Source organism: Pseudomonas batumici (assembly GCF_000820515.1).
GTDB classification, from domain to species: Bacteria; Pseudomonadota; Gammaproteobacteria; order Pseudomonadales; family Pseudomonadaceae; genus Aquipseudomonas; species Aquipseudomonas batumici.
Genome location: NZ_JXDG01000012.1, coordinates 190,350 through 207,889 on the forward strand (window position 1 = coordinate 190,350; position 17,540 = coordinate 207,889).

The 17,540-nt window shown below is 62.7% G+C and carries 20 protein-coding genes; 15 read left to right on the top strand and 5 right to left on the bottom strand.

All coding sequences use genetic code 11. The features are described from left to right. Positions 1–28 precede the first annotated feature (28 nt). The 6 genes from tilS to ispD all read left to right on the top strand — a co-directional run bounded on the left by tilS (position 29) and on the right by ispD (position 6,730). On the top strand, positions 29–1,357 hold the full coding sequence (gene tilS / locus UCMB321_RS06580) for a tRNA lysidine(34) synthetase TilS (RefSeq protein WP_040064777.1): 1,329 nt from the start codon (positions 29–31) through the stop codon (positions 1,355–1,357). Between the two features lie 274 nt (positions 1,358–1,631). Continuing rightward, positions 1,632–3,263, top strand: a complete 1,632-nt coding sequence (locus UCMB321_RS06585) for a CTP synthase (RefSeq protein WP_040064778.1) — start codon at positions 1,632–1,634, stop codon at positions 3,261–3,263. Between the two features lie 18 nt (positions 3,264–3,281). Next, the gene (gene kdsA, locus UCMB321_RS06590; protein WP_040064779.1) at positions 3,282–4,127 is read left to right on the top strand and encodes a 3-deoxy-8-phosphooctulonate synthase; all 846 of its coding nucleotides are present in this window, start codon (positions 3,282–3,284) and stop codon (positions 4,125–4,127) included. A 156-nt stretch (positions 4,128–4,283) separates the two neighbouring features. Beyond that, entirely contained in the window at positions 4,284–5,573 is a 1,290-nt protein-coding gene (gene eno / locus UCMB321_RS06595; protein ID WP_040064780.1) for a phosphopyruvate hydratase, read from the top strand. 171 nt (positions 5,574–5,744) lie between these two features. Beyond that, a complete protein-coding gene (gene ftsB / locus UCMB321_RS06600) occupies positions 5,745–6,023 on the top strand; it encodes a cell division protein FtsB (RefSeq protein ID WP_017127138.1) in 279 nt (92 codons plus the stop codon). Further along, the gene (gene ispD, locus UCMB321_RS06605; protein WP_040064784.1) at positions 6,020–6,730 is read left to right on the top strand and encodes a 2-C-methyl-D-erythritol 4-phosphate cytidylyltransferase; all 711 of its coding nucleotides are present in this window, start codon (positions 6,020–6,022) and stop codon (positions 6,728–6,730) included. The genes ftsB and ispD overlap by 4 nt, the downstream gene beginning before the upstream one ends. Before the next feature lie 146 nt (positions 6,731–6,876). On the opposite strand, the gene UCMB321_RS06610 is transcribed toward ispD, so the two are convergent. Beyond that, complete coding sequence (locus UCMB321_RS06610; protein ID WP_040064785.1) at positions 6,877–7,773, bottom strand: LysR substrate-binding domain-containing protein; 897 nt, start codon at positions 7,771–7,773, stop codon at positions 6,877–6,879. Positions 7,774–7,880: 107 nt separating this feature from the next. Between UCMB321_RS06610 and UCMB321_RS06615 the strand changes: the two genes are divergently transcribed. The 8 genes from UCMB321_RS06615 to rpoS all read left to right on the top strand — a co-directional run bounded on the left by UCMB321_RS06615 (position 7,881) and on the right by rpoS (position 15,050). Then, a complete protein-coding gene (locus UCMB321_RS06615) occupies positions 7,881–8,993 on the top strand; it encodes an S-(hydroxymethyl)glutathione dehydrogenase/class III alcohol dehydrogenase (RefSeq protein ID WP_040064787.1) in 1,113 nt (370 codons plus the stop codon). An 8-nt stretch (positions 8,994–9,001) separates the two neighbouring features. Continuing rightward, positions 9,002–9,847, top strand: a complete 846-nt coding sequence (fghA, locus tag UCMB321_RS06620) for an S-formylglutathione hydrolase (RefSeq protein WP_040064788.1) — start codon at positions 9,002–9,004, stop codon at positions 9,845–9,847. 53 nt (positions 9,848–9,900) lie between these two features. Beyond that, complete coding sequence (gene ispF / locus UCMB321_RS06625; RefSeq protein ID WP_040064789.1) at positions 9,901–10,374, top strand: 2-C-methyl-D-erythritol 2,4-cyclodiphosphate synthase; 474 nt, start codon at positions 9,901–9,903, stop codon at positions 10,372–10,374. Next, a complete protein-coding gene (gene truD, locus UCMB321_RS06630; RefSeq protein ID WP_040064790.1) occupies positions 10,371–11,429 on the top strand; it encodes a tRNA pseudouridine(13) synthase TruD in 1,059 nt (352 codons plus the stop codon). The genes ispF and truD overlap by 4 nt, the downstream gene beginning before the upstream one ends. After that, positions 11,417–12,166: a 5'/3'-nucleotidase SurE gene (gene surE / locus UCMB321_RS06635; protein WP_040064793.1), complete on the top strand. Its 750-nt coding sequence runs from the start codon at positions 11,417–11,419 to the stop codon at positions 12,164–12,166. The genes truD and surE overlap by 13 nt, the downstream gene beginning before the upstream one ends. 41 nt (positions 12,167–12,207) lie before the next feature. Next, positions 12,208–12,843 carry a protein-L-isoaspartate(D-aspartate) O-methyltransferase gene (locus tag UCMB321_RS06640; RefSeq protein WP_209437133.1) on the top strand — a complete coding sequence of 212 codons (636 nt, stop codon included), beginning with the start codon at positions 12,208–12,210 and terminating at the stop codon, positions 12,841–12,843. 198 nt (positions 12,844–13,041) lie between these two features. Then, positions 13,042–13,938 (top strand): peptidoglycan DD-metalloendopeptidase family protein, encoded by an 897-nt coding sequence (locus UCMB321_RS06645; protein ID WP_040064796.1) that lies wholly within the window; start codon positions 13,042–13,044, stop codon positions 13,936–13,938. Positions 13,939–14,123: 185 nt separating this feature from the next. Beyond that, on the top strand, positions 14,124–15,050 hold the full coding sequence (gene rpoS / locus UCMB321_RS06650; protein ID WP_422393936.1) for an RNA polymerase sigma factor RpoS: 927 nt from the start codon (positions 14,124–14,126) through the stop codon (positions 15,048–15,050). Between the two features lie 135 nt (positions 15,051–15,185). On the opposite strand, the gene UCMB321_RS29865 is transcribed toward rpoS, so the two are convergent. Both UCMB321_RS29865 and UCMB321_RS06660 read right to left on the bottom strand, forming a co-directional pair. After that, complete coding sequence (locus UCMB321_RS29865) at positions 15,186–15,386, bottom strand: SEC-C metal-binding domain-containing protein (protein WP_040064798.1); 201 nt, start codon at positions 15,384–15,386, stop codon at positions 15,186–15,188. 7 nt (positions 15,387–15,393) lie between these two features. Further along, positions 15,394–15,873 (bottom strand): LEA/WHy family protein, encoded by a 480-nt coding sequence (locus tag UCMB321_RS06660; protein ID WP_040064799.1) that lies wholly within the window; start codon positions 15,871–15,873, stop codon positions 15,394–15,396. Positions 15,874–16,007: 134 nt separating this feature from the next. Here UCMB321_RS06660 and UCMB321_RS06665 point away from each other — a divergent pair, with 134 nt between their 5' ends. Continuing rightward, positions 16,008–16,511 (top strand): hypothetical protein, encoded by a 504-nt coding sequence (locus UCMB321_RS06665; protein ID WP_040064800.1) that lies wholly within the window; start codon positions 16,008–16,010, stop codon positions 16,509–16,511. Here the strand turns inward: UCMB321_RS06665 and UCMB321_RS06670 are convergent. Beyond that, complete coding sequence (locus UCMB321_RS06670; protein ID WP_040064858.1) at positions 16,504–16,980, bottom strand: YchJ family protein; 477 nt, start codon at positions 16,978–16,980, stop codon at positions 16,504–16,506. The two genes, UCMB321_RS06665 and UCMB321_RS06670, sit on opposite strands and share 8 nt — an antisense overlap. A 5-nt stretch (positions 16,981–16,985) precedes the next feature. Continuing rightward, on the bottom strand, positions 16,986–17,483 hold the full coding sequence (locus UCMB321_RS06675) for a DUF6231 family protein (protein ID WP_040064801.1): 498 nt from the start codon (positions 17,481–17,483) through the stop codon (positions 16,986–16,988). Positions 17,484–17,540: the final 57 nt, after the last annotated feature.

The window sequence follows — 17,540 nt, forward strand, 5'->3', positions numbered from 1 at the left end:
GTTCGTGAGCCAGCGCGGGGGGCAACCCATGCGTCAGCCTGATATCGATTTGCCCTCCAGGCTGCTCGAAGCCCTTTCGCCCTGGCGCACTGCCCAGACCTGGCGGATCGGCTTCTCCGGCGGCCTGGACTCCACCGTCCTGCTGCACCTGCTCGCCACCCTGGCGAAAACCCGGCCCCTGCCCAGGCTTGCCGCCTTGCATGTCCATCACGGACTGCAGGCGGTCGCCGACGGCTGGCCGGCCCATTGCCAGGCGGTCTGCGATGAGCTGGGGGTGCCTTTGCAGGTCATCCGGGTCAGCGTCCAGCTGGGCGCCAGCCTCGAACGCGCCGCCCGCGATGCCCGCTACCTGGCCTTTGCCGGCGTCACCCAGTTGCATGACGTGTTGCTGACCGCCCAGCATCGTGAAGACCAGGCCGAAACCTTGCTCTTCCGTCTGTTGCGCGGTGCTGGGGTGCGCGGCCTGGCCGCCATGCCGGCGCAGCGCGAGGTTGGGGGTGGCTATCTGGTGCGGCCGTTGCTGGATGTCTCCCGGGCCGAACTCGAGCGCTATGCCCATAAGCATGGCCTGCGCTGGATCGAAGACCCGTCCAATGCCGACCAGCAGTTCTCGCGCAACTTCCTGCGCCAGCAGACGTTCCCCGGGCTGACCGAGCGCTGGCCGCAGGCGGTGACCAGCATGGTGCGCAGCGCCGCGCACCTGCGCGAAGCCCAGGAACTGCTCGACGAGCTGGCCGAAGTCGACCTCGACGATGCCTTGGCGCATTCCCGGCACGTCTGGCTGGGCATGCCGTCGCTGGCCCTCGACGCCTTGATCGACCTGTCCCCGGCCCGGCAGCGCAACGCCCTGCGGCATTGGCTGGCACCGCTGACCCGGCTGCCGGACAGCGACCACTGGGCCGGCTGGGACGATCTGCGCGATGCCGCCCACGACGCCCGGCCCAAATGGCGCCTGGCCGAGGGCGAGCTGCACCGGGCCGACGAGCACCTGTGGTGGTTGAGCGGTTCCTGGTTGCGCCAGCCGCTGGCGGATATCGCCTGGAACTGTCCGAGTCGTCCACTGGAACTGCCGGACAATGGCGAGCTGCTGGTGGTTGGCGAGGCGCCGGCAGGTCCCTTGCAGGTGCGCTATCGCCAGGGCGGCGAAGTGCTGCACCTGCCGGACCGCGGACACCGTGATCTGAAGCGCCTGCTTAACGAAAGCGGCGTGCCCTGGTTTGTCCGCGGCCGATTGCCGCTGCTCTACCGGGGCGAGGAGCTGCTGGCCGTGGCGAACCTGCCGGGCCTGGACGGCGGGGCCTTGGGCGACTGGCATTTACATTGGCAGCCACCTTCGAGCGATCAAGGTTTGAGCTGAAAGGTGCTTTCCGGTAGACTACGCTCCCTTCTTGATACAACTTCTGTGGATTGCCAGCAATTGCAGGAGTTGCCGATTACCAGGCTGTCTTTGCCGGGCGATTCCAAAAAATGTGTAGCGCGTACCGTACTGCGGGTTTTGACCCGTGGACCGTTTCAACGCAGCAGTTTTTCGAAAGGTGCACTGTGATGATCGCAGGTAATCGGGGGCTTCGGCCTTCCTTCGCTTTCCCCGGCGGCTCGGACCGCTTTAACGCAGACTTCTAGGGTTTTTCATGACGCGCTACATATTCGTCACGGGCGGTGTTGTTTCTTCATTGGGGAAAGGCATTGCCTCGGCTTCATTGGCGGCCATCCTGGAGGCGCGGGGGCTGAAAGTCACCATGCTCAAACTGGACCCGTACATCAACGTCGATCCGGGCACCATGAGCCCGTTCCAGCACGGTGAAGTCTTCGTCACCCACGACGGTGCCGAGACCGACCTGGACCTGGGTCACTACGAGCGGTTCATCCGCACCACCATGACCCAGAACAACAACTTCACCACCGGCCGTGTCTACGAGCACGTGCTGCGCAAGGAACGTCGTGGCGACTACCTGGGCGCCACCATCCAGGTGATCCCGCACATCACCGACGAGATCAAGCGCCGCATCATCAAGGGTGCCGGCGATGCCGACGTGGCCCTGGTGGAAATCGGCGGTACCGTGGGCGACATCGAGTCGCAACCGTTCCTCGAAGCCATCCGCCAGTTGCGTTTCGAAGTCGGTGCCAAGCGCGCGATGCTGATGCACCTGACCCTGGTGCCGTACATCGCCACCGCTGGTGAAACCAAGACCAAGCCGACCCAGCACTCGGTCAAGGAACTGCGTTCCATCGGCCTGCAGCCGGACGTGCTGGTCTGCCGTTCCGACCATCCGATCGATGTCTCGTCGCGTCGCAAGATCGCCCAGTTCACCAACGTCGAAGAGCGTGCGGTGATCGCCCTGGAAGACGCCGACACCATTTACAAGATCCCGGGCATCCTGCACTCCCAGGGCCTGGACGATTTCGTCGTCGAGCGTTTTGGCCTGCAATGCGGCGGTGCCGACCTGTCCGAGTGGGAGGCGGTGGTTGACGCCAAGCTGAACCCGGAACACGAAGTCACCATCGCGATGGTCGGCAAGTACATGGAGCTGCTGGACGCCTACAAGTCGCTGATCGAAGCGATGAGTCACGCCGGCATCACCAACCGTACCAAGGTCAACCTGCGTTACATCGACTCCGAAGACATCGAAAACCAGGGCACCGCGCTGCTGGAAGGGGTCGACGCGATCCTGGTTCCAGGCGGCTTCGGTCTGCGTGGTGTGGAAGGCAAGATCACCGCCGTCCAGTACGCTCGGGAAAACAAGGTGCCTTACCTGGGTATCTGCCTGGGCATGCAAGTGGCGGTGATCGAGTTCGCCCGTAACGTGATGGGTTGGAAAGACGCCAACTCCACCGAGTTCGATCGCAGCAGCGCTCACCCGGTGGTCGGCCTGATCACTGAGTGGGAAGATGCCACCGGCGCGGTCGAGACCCGTACCGAAAGCTCCGACCTGGGCGGTACCATGCGCCTCGGCGCCCAGGACTGCCTGCTCGAAGCCGGCTCCCTGGTGCACGACTGCTATGCCAAGGACGTGATCGTCGAGCGTCACCGTCACCGCTACGAAGTGAACAACAAGCTGCTGCCGCAGATCATCGAAGCCGGCCTGAAGATTTCCGGTCGCTCCGGTGATGGCGCGCTGGTGGAAGTGGTCGAGGCCCCGGATCATCCATGGTTCGTCGCTTGCCAGTTCCACCCCGAGTTCACCTCGACCCCGCGCGACGGCCATCCGCTGTTCAGCGGTTTCGTCAAGGCGGCCTTGGCTCAACACCAGAAGAACGCGTGATCTCGGAGAGATAGAAGCATGGCCCAAAAGATCATCCGCGTAGGCGACATCGAGATTGCCAACGACAAGCCGATGGTGCTGTTCGGCGGCATGAACGTGCTGGAAAGCCGTGACATGGCGATGCAGGTCTGCGAGGCGTACGTGAAGGTCACCGAAAAACTCGGTATGCCCTACGTGTTCAAGGCCAGCTTCGACAAGGCCAACCGTTCCTCCGTCACCTCCTACCGTGGCCCCGGCCTGGAAGAAGGGATGCGGATCTTCGAGGACATCAAGCAGGCGTTCGGCGTGCCGATCATTACCGACGTCCACGAGCCGGCCCAGGCCGCCGTGGTCGCCGAGGTCTGCGACATCATCCAGTTGCCGGCCTTCCTGTCGCGCCAGACCGACCTGGTGGTGGCCATGGCCAGGACCGGCGCGGTGATCAACATCAAGAAGGCCCAGTTCCTCGCGCCCCAGGAAATGAAACACATCCTGAACAAGTGCGTGGAAGCGGGCAATGACCAGTTGATCCTCTGCGAGCGCGGTTCGAGCTTCGGCTACAACAACCTGGTGGTCGACATGCTCGGCTTCGGGATCATGAAGCAGTTCGAATACCCGGTGTTCTTCGACGTGACCCACGCCCTGCAAATGCCGGGCGGTCGTTCGGATTCCGCCGGTGGTCGTCGGGCCCAGGTTACCGACCTGGCCAAGGCCGGCATGAGCCAGGGCCTGGCCGGGCTGTTCCTGGAAGCGCATCCGGATCCGGACAACGCCAAGTGTGATGGTCCTTGCGCCCTGCGTCTGGACAAGCTGGAACCGTTCCTGACCCAACTCAAGGCTTTGGATGAACTGGTGAAGAGTTTTCCGACGGTAGAAACCGCGTAATCCTTAAATCTCCGGTAAAGTACCGCACGATTCATGGCTCTGAACCCTGGTTCAGAGCCTTTTCGTCTGCAAGACTGCCCGTTTTCATTCGCTTGCCGACGATAAAAAATTTCCTTCAGCTGCGTCGTTTTCGTCAACTTTGGAGTGTTTACAACAATGGCAAAAATCGTCGACATCAAAGGTCGTGAAGTTCTCGACTCCCGTGGCAACCCCACCGTGGAAGCGGACGTGCTTCTGGACAACGGCATCATCGGCAGCGCCTGCGCGCCGTCGGGTGCTTCCACCGGCTCGCGTGAAGCACTTGAGCTGCGTGATGGCGACAAGAGCCGTTACCTGGGCAAGGGCGTGCTGAAGGCCGTCGGCAACATCAACGGCCCGATCCGTGAACTGCTGCTGGGCAAGGATCCAGCCGACCAGAAGGCCCTGGACCACGCGATGATCGCGCTGGACGGTACCGAGAACAAGGCAAGCCTGGGCGCCAACGCCATCCTCGCCGTGTCCCTGGCTGCCGCCAAGGCCGCCGCCCAGGACCACGACCTGCCGCTGTACGCGCACATCGCCAACCTCAATGGCACGCCGGGCGTCTACTCGATGCCGGTCCCGATGATGAACATCATCAACGGCGGCGAGCATGCCGACAACAACGTCGACATCCAGGAATTCATGGTCCAGCCGGTGGGCGCCAAGTCCTTCTCGGAAGGCCTGCGCATGGGCACCGAGATTTTCCATCACCTTAAGGCTGTGCTGAAGGCCCGTGGCCTGAGCACCGCGGTGGGTGACGAAGGTGGTTTCGCACCGAACCTGGCGTCCAACGAAGATGCCCTGAAAGTCATCGCCGAAGCCGTCGCCAATGCCGGTTACAAGCTGGGCACCGACGTGACCCTGGCCCTGGACTGCGCGGCCAGCGAATTCTTCGAAGACGGCCAGTACAACCTGTCCGGCGAAGGCCAGGTGTTCAGCGCCGAAGGTTTCGCCGAGTACCTGAAAGGCTTGACCCAGCGCTACCCGATCATCTCCATCGAAGATGGCCTGGACGAGTCCGACTGGGCCGGCTGGAAAATCCTCACCGACAAGATCGGCGAGAAGACCCAGCTGGTGGGCGACGACCTGTTCGTGACCAACACCAAGATCCTGAAAGAAGGCATCGACAAGAAGATCGCCAACTCGATCCTGATCAAGTTCAACCAGATCGGTACCCTGACCGAAACCCTGGAAGCCATCCAGATGGCCAAGGCCGCCGGCTACACCGCGGTGATCTCGCACCGTTCCGGTGAAACCGAGGATTCGACCATCGCCGACCTGGCCGTAGGCACCGCCGCGGGCCAGATCAAGACCGGTTCGCTGTGCCGTTCCGATCGCGTTTCCAAGTACAACCAACTGCTGCGTATCGAAGAGCAACTGGGCGCCAAGGCCAAGTACAACGGTCGCTCCGAGTTTCGCGGTTAAGCGGTAGATGGTAAAAAGACACCGGATTGTGTCGGAAAAGTCGCTATGGCGAGTTTTTTACCACTAATCTGATGCTTTGAGAGCACAAGCCTGGTTCTTCCAGGCTTCGTGCTATCAGTCGGTTCGAAATGGTTGGCATGGCTGTCTTTTCCACTGGATAACTGAAATTCGATGCGCAGTCCCAATTGGTTGTTCCTCGTTCTGCTCTTGCTGCTGGCTGGCCTGCAGTACCGCCTTTGGGTGGGCAATGGGAGCCTGGCGCAGGTGGCCGACCTGACACAGCAGATTGCCGACCAGCACGCCGAAAACGAGCGTCTGCTGGAGCGCAATCGCGTTCTCGACGCGGAAGTTCTTGAACTGAAGAAAGGCATGGAGACCGTGGAAGAACGCGCTCGCCATGAACTGGGCATGGTCAAGGACGGTGAAACCCTCTATCAGTTGGCGCAATGACTGACTTCTCTCTACCGGCCTTCTGGGCCGTGATTCCTGCCGCGGGCGTGGGTGCCCGTATGGCCGCGGACCGTCCCAAGCAGTATCTGTCACTGGGCGGGCGCACGATTCTCGAACACAGCCTCGGCTGTTTCCTCGATCATCCGGGCTTGAAGGGCCTGGTGATTGCCCTGGCTGCGCAAGATCCCTACTGGCCGGGCCTGCTCTGTGCCACGGACCCGCGTATCCAGCGGGTCGATGGCGGCGGCGAGCGGGCCGACTCGGTTCTCAATGCCTTGCTGCACCTGCATACCCTGGGGGCGGCGGACAATGACTGGGTGCTGGTCCACGATGCGGCGCGGCCGAATCTGTCGCGTCACGACCTCGACACCTTGCTGGCCGAACTCGCCGATGATCCGGTGGGCGGCTTGCTGGCCGTGCCGGCCCGGGACACGCTCAAACGCGTGGACAAGCAGGGGCGGGTGCTGGAAACCGTCGACCGGGCCTCGATCTGGCAGGCCTACACGCCGCAGATGTTCCGCCTGGGCGCCTTGCATCGGGCCCTGGCCGACAGCCTGGTGGCCGATGCGACCGTCACCGATGAAGCCTCGGCGATGGAATGGGCCGGGCAGGCACCACGCCTGATCGAAGGGCGTTCGGACAATATCAAGGTCACCCGTCCCGAAGACCTGGAGTGGTTGCGTTTGCGCTGGGCGAACCGACACTGAGGGCGCTTGGCCCGCAGCTCGGCACGACGCTATTTTTGCGATGACACACGGACCTGTAGGAGCCGGCTTGCTGGCGATGGCGTCCGCAAGATCGATGCAAGACTTGCCGGCCTCATCGCCGGCAAGCCGGCTCCCACAAAAGCGGATCAGGTGGTGTACTCGGGCCGTTTGGCCAAGCCTTCCTTGAGGTAATCCACCAGCTTGCGCACTTTCGGTGACAGGTGCCGCTGTTGCGGATACAGCGCCCACACCGCGGTGTTCGGCGGTTGATGGGCTTCGAGCAGGGAAATCAGCGTGCCGTTGTACAAATGCTCCAGCACGTAATAGTCCGGCAACTGACACAACCCAACCCCTTGCAGCGCCGCATCCAGTACCGCCTGGCCGCTGTTGCAGCGCCAGTTGCCCTGCACCCGTTGGGAAAACTCCCGCCCGTCCTGCTCCAGTTGCCAGATATCCGAACTGCCGATCAGGCAGTTATGCCGGCTCAGTTCCGACAGGCTATGGGGGCGACCATAACGCGCCAGGTAGGACGGTGACGCGCACAGATACATCCGCCGTGGCGCCAGCCGGGTCGCCACCAGTCGTGAATCCTGCAAGCGACCCAGCCGAATCGCCAGGTCCAACCCTTCATGCACCAGGTCCAGGGTGCGATTGCTCAGCTCGATATCCACCCGCAGTTGCGGGTACAGCCCCATGAAGGTGGTGACCAGCGGCACGATAAAGCGCTCGCCATAGGCCACGGCGCAGGTCATGCGCAACATGCCCTTGGGTTCGCTGGTCAGGTCGCCCACCGCCCGCAGGGCCTCCTCGCGACCATCCTGCAGGCGCTGGCAATGCTGCAGAAACGTCTGCCCGGCTTCCGTCAGCGTGACACGCCGCGTACTGCGGTAGAGCAGGCGGGTTTGCAGGCGTTCCTCGAGCCGGGCGATCTGCCGGCTGATATGCGAAGAAGACACCCCCAGACGCTCCGCCGCCGCGGTGAACTGGCTGCACTCGGCCACGGCGACAAACTCGTCGATGCCTTCCCAGCGGTTTTCGCTCATTCAATTATCCCTGTACAGCAATAATGTTTTGCTTTTGGCTGAATTATCCACCAATAGTCGATGATTTACACTTGGGCCTTTCGTATCCACTTTTCAGGAGTTGCTGGATGATCAAGTCACGTGCTGCCGTTGCCTTCGAGGCCAAGAAACCCCTCGAGATCGTCGAAGTCGATGTCGCCCTGCCCAAGGCCGGCGAAGTGCTGTTGCGTGTCGTGGCCTCCGGCGTTTGCCATACCGACGCCTACACCCTGTCCGGTGCGGACCCGGAAGGCATCTTCCCGGCGATCCTCGGTCATGAAGGCGGCGCGATTGTCGAGGCGATCGGCGAAGGCGTGACCTCGGTGGCGGTGGGCGACCACGTCATCCCGCTCTACACCCCGGAATGCGGTAAGTGCAAATTCTGCCTGTCGGGCAAGACCAACCTCTGCCAGGCCATTCGCGCCACCCAGGGCAAAGGCCTGATGCCGGACGGCACTTCGCGTTTCTCCTACAAGGGCGAGACGATTTTCCACTACATGGGCACCTCGACCTTCTCCGAGTACACCGTGCTGCCGGAAATTTCCGTGGCCAAGATTTCGAAAGACGCCCCGCTGGAGAAGGTCTGCCTGCTGGGTTGCGGCGTCACCACCGGGATCGGCGCGGTGATCAACACCGCCAAGGTCAAGCCGGGCGACACCGTGGCGATCTTCGGCCTGGGTGGCATCGGCCTGTCGGCGGTGATCGGTGCGGTCAAGGCCAAGGCCGGGCGCATCATTGCCATCGACATCAACCCGGCCAAGTTCGAAATCGCCCGGCAACTGGGCGCCACCGACTGCGTCAACCCGAAAGACTTCGATCGGCCGATCCAGGAAGTGATTGTCGACATGACCGATGGCGGCGTGGATTTTTCCTTCGAGTGCATCGGCAATGTGCAACTGATGCGTGCCGCGCTGGAATGCTGCCACAAGGGCTGGGGCGAGTCGGTGATCATCGGCGTGGCCGGTGCCGGCCAGGAAATCGCCACCCGTCCGTTCCAGTTGGTGACCGGGCGCGTCTGGCGCGGTTCGGCCTTCGGTGGCGTGCGCGGGCGCAGCGAGTTGCCGAGCTACGTGGAGATGGCGCAGACGGGCGAGATCCCGCTGGATACCTTCATCACCCACACCATGGGCCTGGAAGATATCAACAAGGCGTTCGACCTGATGCATGAAGGCAAGAGCATTCGCAGCGTCATCCATTTCTGAGGTCGGTCATGAGCCTGGAAAACCTGTCCTGCCAGAAAAGCTTCGGCGGCTGGCACAAACGTTACAAGCATCATTCCGAAGTCCTCGGCTGCGACATGGTGTTCGCGGTCTATCTGCCGCCGCAGGCCGAGCAGGGCGGCAAGCTGCCGGTGCTGTACTGGCTGTCCGGCTTGACCTGCACCGACGAGAACTTCATGCACAAGGCCGGCGCCCAGCGTCTGGCGGCCGAGCTGGGGCTGATCATCGTGGCGCCGGACACCAGCCCGCGCGGCGCCGACGTGCCCGGCGACCCGGACAAGGCCTGGGACTTCGGCCTGGGCGCCGGCTTCTATCTCAACGCCACCCAGCAACCCTGGGCCCAGCACTACCGGATGCACGATTACGTGGTGCATGAGCTGCCGGCGCTGGTCGAGGCGCATTTCCCGGCCTCGGACAAGCGCGGCATCAGCGGGCATTCCATGGGCGGACATGGCGCGCTGGTCTGCGCCTTGCGCAACCCCGGGCGTTATCAGTCGCTGTCGGCCTTCGCGCCGATCAGCAACCCGATGGATTGTCCCTGGGGGCAGAAGGCCTTTTCCCGTTATCTGGGCGAAGAGCGCTCGCGCTGGCGTGAGTGGGATGCCTGCGCGCTGATCGCCGAGGCCGCTGAAAAGCTGCCGATCCTGGTGGATCAGGGCGATCGCGACGATTTCCTGGCCAGCCAGCTCAAGCCCGAGGCGCTGCAGCAGGCGGCGAAGCTGGCGCAACATCCGCTGACCTTGCGGCTGCAGCCGGGCTACGACCACAGCTACTTCTTCATCGCCAGTTTCATCGATGATCATCTGCGACATCACAGCGCAGCTCTTAGCGGTTAATCTCCCGCAAAGCAGGTAGAATCACGCCCTGACTAACATCGGGGCGTTTTTTTATGCGTATTGGCCACGGCTATGATGTGCACCGTTTCGCCGAAGGCGACTTCATTACCCTGGGCGGCGTGCGGATTGCGCACCACCACGGATTGCTCGCCCATTCCGACGGCGACGTGCTGCTGCATGCCTTGAGCGACGCACTGCTGGGGGCGGCGGCCCTGGGCGACATCGGCAAGCATTTCCCGGACACTGACCCGAGCTACAAGGGCGCCGACAGCCGTGTGCTGCTGCGTCACGTGGTGTCGCTGATCAAGACCCTGGGCTGGAAAGTCGGCAACGTCGATAACACCATCGTTGCCCAGGCGCCGAAAATGGCCCCGCATATCGAATCGATGCGCGCGCTGATTGCCGCGGATCTTGAAGTTGAGTTGGATCAAGTGAACGTCAAAGCCACTACCACTGAAAAGCTCGGTTTTACCGGCCGTGAAGAAGGCATCGCGGTGCATAGCGTCGCCTTGTTGCTGCGCGCATGACCGAACTGGAACTGCTGGGCCCGCGTGCCTATGGCGATGTCCTGGGCAGCGCGGTGCTCAAGGCCACGGCTGAAGACTTCCAGGTCGATGAAGTCCTCGATATCCCGTTGACCGGGGAAGGCGAGCACCTGTGGTTGTGGGTGGAAAAACGCGGCCTGAATACCGAGGAGGCCGCCCGGCGTATCGCCAAGGCCGCCGGCGTGCCGTTGCGCACGGTCAGCTATGCGGGCCTCAAGGACCGCCAGGCCCTGACGCGCCAGTGGTTCAGCGTGCAACTGCCGGGCAAGGCCGATCCGGACCTTTCGGCGGCGCAGAACGACAGCCTGATCATCCTCAAGACCGCTCGGCACAAGCGCAAGCTGCAACGCGGCGCCCATGCTGCCAACGGCTTCACCTTGCGCCTGACCCAATTGAACGCGGACAAGGACGGCCTGCAGCAACGCCTTGAGCAGATCGCCCGGCAAGGTATTCCGAATTATTTCGGTGCCCAGCGTTTCGGCCACCTCGGCGGTAACCTGGGCGAGGCCCGTGCCTATGCGGCCCGCCAGGCCTTGCCCGAGCAGCGCAACGTGCGCTCGCGGCTGCTGTCCACGGCCCGCAGCTACCTGTTCAACCAGGTGCTGGCGGCGCGGGTCGCCGACGGCAGTTGGAACCGTGCCCAGGTCGGCGACCTGCTGGCGTTCACCGACAGCCGCAGTTTCTTCCCGGCCACCGAGGCCGAGTGCAGCGACCCGCGCCTGGCCATTCTCGACCTGCACCCTACCGGTCCGCAGTGGGGCGAAGGCCCGTCACCGGCGTCGGGCGCGACCTTTGCGCTGGAACAGGCGGTGGCCGAACGCGAGGCTGAACTGTGCCAATGGCTGGTCAAGGCCGCCATGGAACACGAACGTCGCATCCTGCGGCTGCCCATTGGTCGGCTGTCGTGGCATTATCCCGAGTCTGACATTCTGCAACTGGAATTCGTCCTTCCGGCCGGATGCTTCGCCACTGCTTTGGTGCGCGAACTCGTCGATCTGGTGCCGGCAGGGCAGACGGACAGCTCATGCGTATTCTGATTTCCAACGATGATGGGGTTTTCGCACCCGGTCTCGCCGCGCTGCATGCCGCGCTGGCAGACTATGCCGAGTGCACGGTGATTGCCCCGGACCAGGACAAAAGCGGTGCCAGCAGTTCGCTGACGCTGGACCGTCCGCTGCATCCCCATGCATTGCCCAACGGCTTTATCAGCCTCAACGGCACACCCACCGACTGCGTGCACCTGGGGCTCAATGCCTTGCTGGAGCAGGAGCCGGACATGGTGGTGTCGGGTATCAACCTGGGGGCCAACCTGGGGGATGACGTGCTGTATTCCGGTACGGTGGCGGCGGCCCTGGAAGGGCGCTTCCTGGGGCGGCCTTCGTTTGCGTTCTCGCTGGTCTCGCGCCAGGTCGACAACCTGGCCACCGCCGCGCATTTCGCCCGGCTGCTGGTACAGGCCCATGAAGGGCTGGCACTGCCACCACGGACAGTGCTCAACGTGAATATTCCCAACCTGCCCCTGGAGCGCATTCGCGGTATCCAGCTCACGCGCCTGGGGCACCGTGCCCGGGCGGCGGCGCCGACCCGGGTGGTCGATCCGCGGGGCAAGGCCGGTTACTGGATCGCCGCCGCCGGCGATGCCGAAGACGGCGGTCCGGGCACCGATTTCCATGCCGTGATGCAAGGCTTTGTCTCGGTAACGCCGCTGCAACTGGATCGCACCTTCAACGGTGCCTTCCAGTCGCTGGGCGGTTGGCTGGAGGGACTGGCCTGATGACCCGTGAGCAAGACGACCTGATGCGCCGCGGTATCGGCATGACCTCCCAGCGAACCCGCGAACGCCTGATCCAGCGGCTTTATGAAGAGGGCATCTCCAACGCCCAGGTGCTGGAAGTGATCCGTCGCACGCCCCGGCACCTGTTTGTCGACGAAGCGCTGGCCCATCGCGCCTACGAAGACACGGCGCTGCCGATCGGCAACAACCAGACCATTTCCCAGCCTTATATGGTGGCGCGCATGAGCGAGCTGCTGCTGGAGGCCGGGCCGCTGGACAAGGTCCTGGAAATCGGCACCGGCTCCGGCTACCAGACGGCGGTGCTGTCGCAGCTGGTGGAGCGGGTGTTTTCGGTGGAGCGGATCAAGGTCCTGCAGGACCGGGCCAAGGAGCGCCTGGTCGAGCTCAACCTGCGCAACGTGGTGTTCCGCTGGGGTGACGGCTGGGAGGGCTGGCAGGCACTGGCGCCCTACAACGGCATCATTGTCACCGCCGTGGCCACGGATGTTCCGCAGGCGTTGCTCGATCAACTGGCACCGGGCGGACGCCTGGTGATTCCGGTGGGCTCCGGCGAAGTCCAGCAACTGATGCTGATCGTCCGTGAAGAACAGGGTTTTTCCCGTCGTGTATTAGGCGCGGTACGTTTCGTCCCGCTGCTCAACGGACCGCTGGCCTGAACATTTGTTGAACGGCAATGAATTCTGTTTAAGGTCGTAGGTCTTAGAGCGGGACCTGCCACGGCACGAATGTTTAAAATGCCCGGCGTTTTGCGATTTGGCTTTGTTGTCCGTGAAAATCCAACAGCCAGTTATACTTACGCGACATTATCGCCTGTACAGGCACTCTTATTTCAGCCACCACAAAGGGAGCGGCGGGTGAGTCTCACAGTCATTCGGCAGCGTATGGGTAAAGCAAGCGTTCAGCGCCTGATGATCGGCCTTGCCCTCAGTGCTTTACTGGCTGGTTGCTCCAGTGCTCCAAAAGGCGGCGTGCGCGTCGTCGATCGTAACGGCAATAATACAACCGCCAGCGCGGCGCCGCAGAAGCCGATGACCACCACCGGCCAGCATGTGGTCGCCCGTGGCGATACCTTGTTCTCGATTGCCTTCCGCTATGGTTGGGACTGGAAAGCCCTGGCCGCGCGCAACAATATTCCCGAGCCCTACACCATTCGCGTCGGTCAGGCGATTCGCTTCGACAGCCGTTCAAATTCAACACCGGCGGCCGTCGCCTCGACCTCGTCCGCCTCCACGTCCACATCGGCGTCGACGGCTTCGCCCTCGGGTAAATTCACCATCACCCGGCGTCCGGCCAACTCACCGGCGACCCCCTCGACGGCGTCACAACCCGCGGCCCAGACGGCTCCAGTGGAAACCCCGGCGGCGCCCGCCGGCCCCGCGCCGAAGGGCTGGGCGTGGCCTTCGAACGGAGTCCTGATTGGAAAATTTTCTTCAAACGGCAGTTTGAATAAAGGTATTGATATCGCCGGGGATTTGGGACAGCCTGTTTTAGCTGCGTCTGATGGGGCAGTGGTTTACGCCGGGAGTGGGTTACGGGGCTACGGCGAGCTGGTCATCATCAAACACAGCGATACCTACGTCAGTGCTTACGGCCACAACCGTAGGCTGTTGGTTCGGGAGGGGCAGCAGGTCAAGGTCGGACAGACAATTGCCGAAATGGGGTCAACTGGTACAGACCGGGTGAAACTGCATTTTGAGATTCGCCGCCAGGGGAAACCCGTAGACCCACTGCAATTCCTGCCGCGTCGTTGATCCGTTTTCCAGCCTGTTCTCCTGATGTAGCGGGAACAGGTTCCAGCGTTGCCAAGGATAAAGGCGTCGCTTGAGCTTGAGGTCGAACTCACCAAAGGACTATAACAATGGCTCTCAGCAAAGAAGCGCCGGGGTTTGACATCGATGATGAGGTGCTCCTTATGGACTCCGACATCGTCATGGATATGATGCCGGAGGACGACAGTTCTCCAGCCCCAGTTCGTGCCAAGACCAAAAATGCTGCTTCGCTCAAGCAGCATAAGTACATTGACTACACGCGGGCGCTGGATGCGACCCAGTTGTATCTCAATGAAATCGGTTTTTCCCCCTTGCTGTCCCCGGAAGAAGAAGTTCATTTTGCGCGCCTGTCGCAGAGTGGCGATCCCGCGGGCCGCAAGCGCATGATCGAAAGCAACCTGCGCCTGGTGGTGAAAATCGCCCGACGCTACGTCAATCGAGGTCTTTCCCTGCTGGACCTGATCGAAGAGGGCAACCTCGGCTTGATCCGGGCCGTCGAGAAATTCGACCCGGAACGTGGCTTTCGCTTCTCGACCTACGCCACCTGGTGGATACGCCAGACGATTGAACGGGCGATCATGAATCAGACCCGGACCATTCGCCTGCCGATTCATGTGGTCAAGGAATTGAACGTCTATCTGCGGGCGGCCCGGGAGCTGACCCAGAAGCTCGATCACGAACCTTCCCCGGAAGAAATCGCCAGCCTGCTGGAGAAACCGGTGGGTGAGGTCAAGCGCATGCTCGGCCTGAATGAGCGGGTGTCTTCGGTGGACGTGTCCCTGGGGCCGGACTCCGACAAGACGCTGCTCGATACCCTCACCGATGAACGGCCTACCGATCCCTGCGAGCTGCTTCAGGACGATGACCTGTCCCAGAGCATCGACCAGTGGCTGTCGGAATTGACCGACAAGCAGCGTGAGGTGGTGGTACGGCGCTTCGGCCTGCGCGGGCACGAGAGCAGTACCCTGGAGGATGTCGGTCTGGAGATCGGCCTGACCCGCGAGCGCGTCCGGCAGATCCAGGTCGAGGGGCTCAAGCGCCTGCGCGAGATTCTCGAGAAGAACGGCTTGTCCAGCGAAGCGCTGTTCCAGTAGCGCTTCATCCACCTGTGGGGGCTGGCTTGCCAGCGATGGCGTGCGCGCGAGCGACGCAAGGCTCAAGGGCCCCATCGCCGGCAGGCCGGCTCCTACAGGTTTCGCGTTCTCAATAAAAACGCATTCCTTCGGGGCTCAGGCCCCGTGGCACTTCTTGAACTTCTTGCTGCTGCCGCACGGGCAAGGATCGTTGCGACCCACGTCTTTCAACGCGTTGCGTACCGGCTCCTGGTGAGCGTGACCGCAGTTCGGGCCGTGGACGTGGCCATGGTCGTGATCGTGGTGGTCATGATCATGGTTGCAATCAGGGCCGTGGACATGGGGTTGCTGGGTCATGCTGGTGTCACTCCGCAGTAATTTCGGCGGGAATTATCTCGCCTTTACGCTCCAGGTGCACGTCATGCCTGAGCAATATTCCGGTTTCCAGCTCGCCTTCCAGTCGGTAGGGGATAGGCTCATGGGGATGTTTCAGGCGCCTGGTCAGGTCGCGCAGGTGTTCCCAGAGATTGGTCCTGGCCGGGATCACCAGGGATGCGTGGTTGTTGGCTTCCACGGTGAACCAGCCCTCGGACTCGCCTTCGCTCAGCAGCCAGTCGTCGAGGTAGAGGCGATAGTGCAGGCTGCGCACGGTCAGGTTGTCGTCGTTGGGGTTGTCGACGCGAAAGTGCAGGCGAAACTTCTGTTGCACCAGGCGGGCCTTGACCAGTTCGACGCGCACCAGGCGAACCTCGGGATCGCGGGTGCCCGTATCGAACCAGGACGCGCAGCCGGAAAGCGTCAACAGCATGAGCAGACCGAGCATGCCAAATGTTCGTGAATACATGGGGTTCCTCCCGCCGAGGCCCCAGCATAGCAAGCCTGTGACAGAAAAAGCTCATGGTTGTGGCGGTAAATCCACCTGGGTGATACTGCCGATCATTCGCGCAACGGATCAGCCAGGCGCACAGGAGTGGGGTCATGAGTCTTTACGAGATTGTCTTCAGTGGCGAGTCGCTGCCCGGGGCGCCGCTCGATCAGGTCCGGAATAACCTGGCCCGGCTGTTCCAGGCCGATGCCCAGCGTATCGAACTGCTGTTTTCCGGGCGGCGCCTGGTCCTCAAGAGCAATCTCGATGCCGCCGCCGCCGAAAAATATCGGGCCACGATCGAGCGGGCCGGGGCAGTGGTCGCGGTGGTCGAGATGGCCGTGGAGGAAATCGAGATGGCGCCGCCGCCCGTGGTGCCTGGCCGGGCACGGGTGGTGCCGCGCGATGCCTATATGGCCGCGTTCAGCGAGGTCGATGCGCCGGACTTCGGGATCGCCGAGGTGGGCAGTGACATGCAGGACCCCAAGCCCGAGCCGGTCGTCGTGGCGTTGGACCTGTCGGCGTTCAGCGTGGCGCCCGTGGGGGCCGACATGGGACAACTGCCGGCTGCGCCCGTCGTTGCGCTACCCGATATTTCACACCTGAGCCTCAGTTGAGCAGGTAGCTGGCGCAGCACTTCTTGTATTTCTGCCCGCTGCCGCAAGGGCAGGCGTCATTGCGCCCGGCCTTGAGGGGCACGCTGGGGTCGATGAAATACCAGCGCCCGCCGGTTTGCACGAAGGACGACTTTTCCCGGTGGCTGTGCTCGCCGCCGCTGTCGTGCCAGCGGGCGGTAAAGGTCACGAACGCATGTTCGGGCTGGCCGCCGAAGACTTCCGAACTTTCCACCTCCAAACCCAGCCAGGTGCTCTGTGCGCTCCATTCACCGATGGCCTGGCGATCCAGCCCGGGTTGTTGCACCGGCAGCGTGGTGCCCACCAGGTAGTCGACCAGTCCCAGCACATAGGCGCAGTAGCGCGAACGCATCAGGGCTTCGGCGCAGGGCGCGGGATGGCCCGCGTGATAATGGCCGCAGCAGGCCTCCAGCAGGTTGCCGCTACCGCAGGGACAGATGGATGTGCTCACGGGAATCACCACCAGTACTTGCCGAAATTTTCCGGATTGGCCCAGAACTTGGCGTTCAGCCAGTCCGGCACCTGTTTGTATTCCTTCAGATCATAGGTGAACAACCTCAGTACCTGCTCGTCGCGGGTAAAGCGTTCGGCGCTTTGCATGGCCAGGGCGAAGAAGTCGCTGTCCTGCCAGCCGCTGGCGGCCATGTCCACCAGCACCGCCAGGCGGCTGGCATTGAGGTTGCGAATGCCGCCGAGCAATTGCCGGCCGTCACGCTTGGGCAGGTGCTCCAGGCAGTCGACCACCAGCGCCAGGTCGAAGCGTCGGGCGGCCAGGGCGTCGGGCAGGGCGCCGGGTTCGGCGAAGGCCACCTGGGTTTCGGGGTGCGCTGCCTGGAACGCCTCGAGTGCCGGAAAGCTGCCAGCCCCCACGAGCAGCAGGGTTTGCGGGGCGTAACGGTCCAGCAGGGCGGCCAGCGCTTGCTGGGGGGTGCGGGCTGAAGGGCTTTCTAGCATCGGGATTCCTCGGTCGGAACGGCAAAGACGGGCGAATTTTCAACGGCCACTGGCAAA

What these genes read in the sequence shown, in the direction of transcription:
- ispF (WP_040064789.1), top strand. Translation starts at nt 9,901, where the DNA reads ATGCGTATTGGCCACGGCTATGATGTGCACCGTTTCGCCGAAGGCGAC.
- UCMB321_RS29865 (WP_040064798.1), bottom strand. Translation starts at nt 15,386, where the DNA reads ATGACCCAGCAACCCCATGTCCACGGCCCTGATTGCAACCATGATCAT.
- tilS (WP_040064777.1), top strand. Translation starts at nt 29, where the DNA reads ATGCGTCAGCCTGATATCGATTTGCCCTCCAGGCTGCTCGAAGCCCTT.
- rpoS (WP_422393936.1), top strand. Translation starts at nt 14,124, where the DNA reads ATGATGCCGGAGGACGACAGTTCTCCAGCCCCAGTTCGTGCCAAGACC.
- UCMB321_RS06585 (WP_040064778.1), top strand. Translation starts at nt 1,632, where the DNA reads ATGACGCGCTACATATTCGTCACGGGCGGTGTTGTTTCTTCATTGGGG.
- UCMB321_RS06675 (WP_040064801.1), bottom strand. Translation starts at nt 17,483, where the DNA reads ATGCTAGAAAGCCCTTCAGCCCGCACCCCCCAGCAAGCGCTGGCCGCC.
- UCMB321_RS06615 (WP_040064787.1), top strand. Translation starts at nt 7,881, where the DNA reads ATGATCAAGTCACGTGCTGCCGTTGCCTTCGAGGCCAAGAAACCCCTC.
- UCMB321_RS06665 (WP_040064800.1), top strand. Translation starts at nt 16,008, where the DNA reads ATGAGTCTTTACGAGATTGTCTTCAGTGGCGAGTCGCTGCCCGGGGCG.
- ftsB (WP_017127138.1), top strand. Translation starts at nt 5,745, where the DNA reads ATGCGCAGTCCCAATTGGTTGTTCCTCGTTCTGCTCTTGCTGCTGGCT.
- ispD (WP_040064784.1), top strand. Translation starts at nt 6,020, where the DNA reads ATGACTGACTTCTCTCTACCGGCCTTCTGGGCCGTGATTCCTGCCGCG.
- kdsA (WP_040064779.1), top strand. Translation starts at nt 3,282, where the DNA reads ATGGCCCAAAAGATCATCCGCGTAGGCGACATCGAGATTGCCAACGAC.
- UCMB321_RS06660 (WP_040064799.1), bottom strand. Translation starts at nt 15,873, where the DNA reads ATGTATTCACGAACATTTGGCATGCTCGGTCTGCTCATGCTGTTGACG.
- surE (WP_040064793.1), top strand. Translation starts at nt 11,417, where the DNA reads ATGCGTATTCTGATTTCCAACGATGATGGGGTTTTCGCACCCGGTCTC.
- UCMB321_RS06640 (WP_209437133.1), top strand. Translation starts at nt 12,208, where the DNA reads ATGACCTCCCAGCGAACCCGCGAACGCCTGATCCAGCGGCTTTATGAA.
- fghA (WP_040064788.1), top strand. Translation starts at nt 9,002, where the DNA reads ATGAGCCTGGAAAACCTGTCCTGCCAGAAAAGCTTCGGCGGCTGGCAC.
- UCMB321_RS06610 (WP_040064785.1), bottom strand. Translation starts at nt 7,773, where the DNA reads ATGAGCGAAAACCGCTGGGAAGGCATCGACGAGTTTGTCGCCGTGGCC.
- eno (WP_040064780.1), top strand. Translation starts at nt 4,284, where the DNA reads ATGGCAAAAATCGTCGACATCAAAGGTCGTGAAGTTCTCGACTCCCGT.
- truD (WP_040064790.1), top strand. Translation starts at nt 10,371, where the DNA reads ATGACCGAACTGGAACTGCTGGGCCCGCGTGCCTATGGCGATGTCCTG.